This window comes from Streptomyces colwelliae (genome assembly GCF_048158785.1).
In the GTDB taxonomy this organism is placed as follows: domain Bacteria; phylum Actinomycetota; class Actinomycetes; order Streptomycetales; family Streptomycetaceae; genus Streptomyces.
In genome coordinates, this window is sequence record NZ_JBLTJC010000572.1 from 1 (window position 1) to 4,745 (window position 4,745).

The 4,745-nt window shown below is 72.9% G+C and carries 5 protein-coding genes; 4 read left to right on the forward strand and 1 reads right to left on the reverse strand.

Annotation, left to right across the window (positions count from 1 at the left end; translation table 11 throughout):
• Positions 1-474: 474 nt before the first annotated feature.
• From thrS to ACNFOC_RS51075, 4 genes are all read left to right on the forward strand, one after another.
• Positions 475-1,689: a threonine--tRNA ligase gene (thrS, locus tag ACNFOC_RS51060; RefSeq protein WP_416965809.1), complete on the forward strand. Its 1,215-nt coding sequence runs from the start codon at positions 475-477 to the stop codon at positions 1,687-1,689.
• Positions 1,690-1,762: 73 nt separating this feature from the next.
• Positions 1,763-2,725 (forward strand): nucleoside hydrolase, encoded by a 963-nt coding sequence (locus tag ACNFOC_RS51065; protein WP_416965810.1) that lies wholly within the window; start codon positions 1,763-1,765, stop codon positions 2,723-2,725.
• Between the two features lie 116 nt (positions 2,726-2,841).
• Entirely contained in the window at positions 2,842-3,846 is a 1,005-nt protein-coding gene (locus ACNFOC_RS51070; RefSeq protein WP_416965811.1) for an ArsR/SmtB family transcription factor, read from the forward strand.
• A gap of 90 nt (positions 3,847-3,936) precedes the next feature.
• Entirely contained in the window at positions 3,937-4,434 is a 498-nt protein-coding gene (locus ACNFOC_RS51075; RefSeq protein ID WP_416965812.1) for a hypothetical protein, read from the forward strand.
• Between the two features lie 80 nt (positions 4,435-4,514).
• Here the strand turns inward: ACNFOC_RS51075 and ACNFOC_RS51080 are convergent.
• Positions 4,515-4,745, reverse strand: a 231-nt coding sequence (locus ACNFOC_RS51080; RefSeq protein WP_416965813.1) for an LAETG motif-containing sortase-dependent surface protein, incomplete at its 5' end; no start/stop codon positions are given.

Here is a 4,745-nt window from a genome sequence, read left to right on the forward strand (position 1 = left end):
GGTCATCGAGGGTCCCTCCTGGGGCGGGGTGTCCTCCTAACGGCACCATCGCCCGCGTCCGGCCACCAGCGCGCCGGGCCGTCCGGGTGAGTGCCAGTACTTCGGTTGTGGGTCGGGTGCGGGCCCGGTGGGGGCTGGTCGCGCAGTTCCCCGCGCCCCTAAAAGCAGGGGGTCAGCGCTAGGCCAACTCGACGGGCAACCCCCTAGGGGCGCGGGGCTGTGACATTTGCGGCTCCGCCGCGCGGGCGCGACCAGCCCCAACGGCGCCGCACCCGAAAATCCATGGCCGGAGTCTTCGAACGACTGCTACCGTCCGCCCCATGAAGCGCGCCCCACTGTCCATCACGACGACGCCGGACCCTGTCCCGGCGCGCTGACTGCTGAACCGAGTCGAAGCCCCGGGGCGAGTGCCCCGGGGCTTTGTCGTCGCCGGAATCCTCGCCCCGCCCCCCCCATACCGCGAGGAGCCCCGTCATGTACGACCACCGTCGCCTCGGCCGCGAGCTCGACCTCTTCGACACCGACCCCCTGATGGGCGCGGGCCTGCCGTACTGGCTGCCCGACGGTGCGATCGTGCGGCACGAACTCGAGGAGTACGTAAGGGAGTTGGAGCGCGCCGAAGGCTACCGGCACGTGTACTCGCCCGTCCTCGGCAAGCGCGAGCTGTACGAGATCTCCGGGCACTGGTCCCACTACAGCGAGGACATGTTCCCGCCGATGAAGCTGGGCGGCGAGGAGGTCGTGCTGCGGCCGAGTCTCTGTCCCCACCACGCCCTGATCTACCGCTCCCGTTCCCACAGTTACCGCGAACTGCCGCTCCGTATCGCCGAGTTGGGCGGCATGTACCGTTCCGAACTCTCCGGCGTCCTCGGCGGACTGACCCGCGTCCGCGCGATCCAGCTCAACGACGCCCACATCTTCTGCACCCTGGACCAGGCCGTCGAGGAGGCCCGCACCGCCCTGAACCTCATCACCCGCGCCTACGCCGACCTCGGCATCCGCGCTTCCCGCCACCGTCTCTCGCTGCCGGGGGAAGGCGGCAAGTACGTCGCGGATCCGGCCCTTTGGCGCCGGGCCACCGCGATGCTGCGGGAGGTCCTCGACGGTTCGGGCATCGCGTACGAGTCCGCCGAGGGCGAGGCCGCCTTCTACGGCCCGAAGATCGACGTCCAGATCGCCGACGCGGCCGGCCGCGAGGCCACCCTCTCCACCGTCCAGATCGACTTCCACCAGCCGGAGCGCTTCGACCTGCACTACATCGGCGCCGACGGCGCGAAACACCGGCCGGTGATGGTGCACCGCAGCGTCATCGGGAGTGTGGAACGGGCCGTGGCGCACCTGGTGGAGGAGCACGGCGGGGCGTTCCCGGCGTGGCTGGCGCCCGTGCAGATGGTCGTCCTGCCGGTGTCGGAGGCGCAGGCCGGGCCCGCGTACGACCTCGTGGAGCGGGCCCTCGCCCAAGGGCTCCGCGCCGAGGTCTCCGCCGAGGGCAGCCTCGGGGCCCGTATCCGAGCGGCGCGACTCGTCCCGTACCAGGCGGTGATCGGCGAACGGGAAGCCGCCGGCGACCTGGTCGCCGTACGGCTGCGGGACGGGCGGCGGATCGAGCCGCTGGCGCCCGCCGAACTGCTGCACCGCGTCGCGGCGCGGGTCGAGGCGCGCGGTGCCGCGCTGTGGGCGGATGCGTAAGGTCACCCTTGAACTGCCTTGAACTGCCTTGAACTGCCTTGATCCGCCGAACCGTCCCCGAGAGGAGCCTGCCGTGACCGGTCAGCCCATCCCCGTGATCATCGACTGCGACACGGGGGTCGACGACGCCCTCGCGCTGCTGTTCGCCGTCCGCCACCCGGGCCTGGACCTGCGCGCGGTCACCTGTGTCGCCGGGAACACCGACGTCGACCAGGTCGTACGGAACACGCTGATCGTCCTGGACCACGCCGGTGCCGGTGACATCCCGGTCGCGCGCGGTGCGGCCCGGCCGCTGATCGAGCCGGCGCGTTCGGCGGCGCACGTCCACGGGCAGGACGGCATGGGCGACATGGGGCTGCCCGACTCCACCCGTACGCCCGTCGACGTGGACGCGGTGACCCTGCTGCGCCGCGAGATCCTCGCCTCGCCGAGCCCGGTCACCCTCATCCCGACCGCGCCGCTGACGAACATCGCGCTGCTGCTGCGTACGTTCCCCGAGGTCACCCGCAACATCGAGCGGATCGTGTTCATGGGCGGCGCGGTGGCGGTCGGGAACGCCACGCCGGTCGCGGAGTTCAACGTGTGGCACGACCCGGAGGCGGCCGCGATCCTGCTCACCGCCGGGGTGCCGATCACGATGTACGGGCTGGACGTCTTCGAACGCGTCCAGGTACCGGCCGCCGACGTGCGGCGCCTGCGGGAGAGTCCGGAACCCCGGCTGAAGCTGGCCGGCGACCTGCTCGCCCACCGCGACCCGGCCGCCTCCGGCGACCCCACCCCCACCGGCGGCCTCGGCGACGCGGGCGCGGTCTGCGCGGTCGCCGACCCGGGCGGCCTCACCACCCGCCTCCTGCCGGTCGAGGTCTCCCTCGCCCCGGGGCCGGGCCGAGGACAGACGATCGTCGACCGGCGCCCGCGCCACGGCGAGTCCGAGATCCACGACGGCGCCCGTGAACAGGCCCTGGTGGACGTGGGGTTGGACGTGGATGTGGAGCGGTACGTGAAGCTGTGGCTGGAGACGGTGGAGAGCGGCTGAAGGGCGAGAGCGGCTGAAGGGCGGCGAACATCTGACCTGATGCCGCCTTTTCGTGTTCGTGGGGCCGGGTAAGGCTCGGGTGACACCCGACGGCCGACCACCATCGGAGACCCCCCATGTTGCGGGTGCACTTCACCAGCGACGACGTCGCACGCGTGCGCGTCGCCCCGGCCCCCGACCCCCTCTGGGAGATCACCAACAGCTTCCAGGTCATGGCCGGGCGGGAGGACCCCCTGACATTCGGCCCGTGGCGGCGGCTGGTCCGGCCGCGGGCGGGCGGCCCGGCGTACGGGCTGCTCGCCGCGCTCCTGCCGCCCCGCGGCTACTACCCCGACTTCCTCACCCCCGACCTGGGCGGGCCGGCCGACCTGGAGCACGCCGTCGACACCGTGCTCGGCACGCCCCGGTCCGCCCTGCGCGGCGACCTGGCCCGGCTCGCCGCCTCCCCGGTCCGGAGCCGCCCGCTCCCGGACGGGGCCCGCGCCCTGGCCGACGGCGACCGCGAGGCCCTGGGGCGCCTGGGGGCCGCTCTCGTCGGCCATCACCGGCGCGCGCTCGCCCCGTTCTGGGCGCGGATCCGTGCCCAGGTGGACGCCGACCGTGCCGCACGGACGCGGGCGGTACTGGCCGGCGGGGCGGACGGGCTGCTGTCGGGGTTCTGGCCGGTGCTGCGCTGGCGGCCGCCGGTGCTGGAGGCCGACTATCCCTTCGACCGCGAACTGCACCTGAACGGGCGGGGGTTGGTGCTCCAGCCGTCCTTCTTCTGTTCCCGGCGACCCATCATGCTCGCCCTCCCCTCCACCGACCGGGCACCGGTCCTGGTCCACCCGATCCAGCACACCCTCGGCTGGGCCGGAACGTGCGAGGTCAGCGGGCGGGGCACGGAACTGGGTGCCCTGCTCGGCCGTACGCGCGCCGCGATCCTGGAGGACGTCGTCACCGGCCGCACCACGGGTGAACTCGCCGAGCGGTTCGGCATTTCCGGGGCCGCCGCCAGTCAGCACACGGCCGTACTGCGCCGGGCGGGGCTGCTGGTCAGCGTGCGGCGCAGCAAGTACGTGCTCCACACCATCACCCCCACGGGGCTCGCCCTGCTCGACGGTGCGCGGGCTTCCGTTTAAGCCACGGCTTCAACGTGTTGTGACGGTAGTGCGGCCCCCGAAAGGCTGGGCGCCGACCAAGTCGCCGCTTTTCCTTGGGGGTTGCACAGAATGCGCGACAAACGCTCCTTGCTCGCCTTCCTCGGGGCCCTGGCCCTCGCTCTTGCCGGGCTGCTCCTCGCCGCGCCGGCGCAGGCCGCGGTCTCCCCGACGCACAGCACGGCCGCTCACGTCATGATCCTGCCGGCGGCGCCGCACGGCGCGGCGGCGGTGTCGCCGAAGTCCGCCGCCGCGGTGTCACCGACGGTCTCACCGGCCGTCAGCACCGTGCACGGCGCCCCGGGCACGCCCATCACCTGCGCCGCCGGCAACCTCTGCGCCTTCGCATGGGACCCGACCACGAGTGACTGGAAGCTGTTCTACCTCTACACCTGCAACAGGTACTCCCTGTCCAACTGGCTCGGCACCGGCGGCTACCTCGACAAGCAGACCGGTGGCGTGACGTCGTACTTCTACGGCCAGAGCGGCAACGTCCTGGCGTCCTTCACGCCCGACAGCGCGCAGCACTCCTACGACTGGGACCCGGTCTGGTCCATCCGCAACTGCTGACGACGGGGAACGGGAACGGCGAGGGGGGAGAAGCCACCGGGCTTCTCCCCCCTCGCCGTCATGTGCGCGGGCCGGGACGGCTACGAGTGCGAGGCCCGCCGGCGACGCGTCGCGACGACGATCGCCGCGCCACCCGCGAGCAGTGCCGCCGCTCCGCCGACGATCACGCCGGTGTTGCTGCCGCCGCCGGTCTCGGCCAGGTCACCGCCGCCGCCGTTGGGCGAGGGCGCGTCGGCCGGGGGAGTGCTCGACTCGGAGTCGGACGGGGTCGGGGTGGCGGAGGCCGGGGTCGACTCGGACGCGCTCGGGGT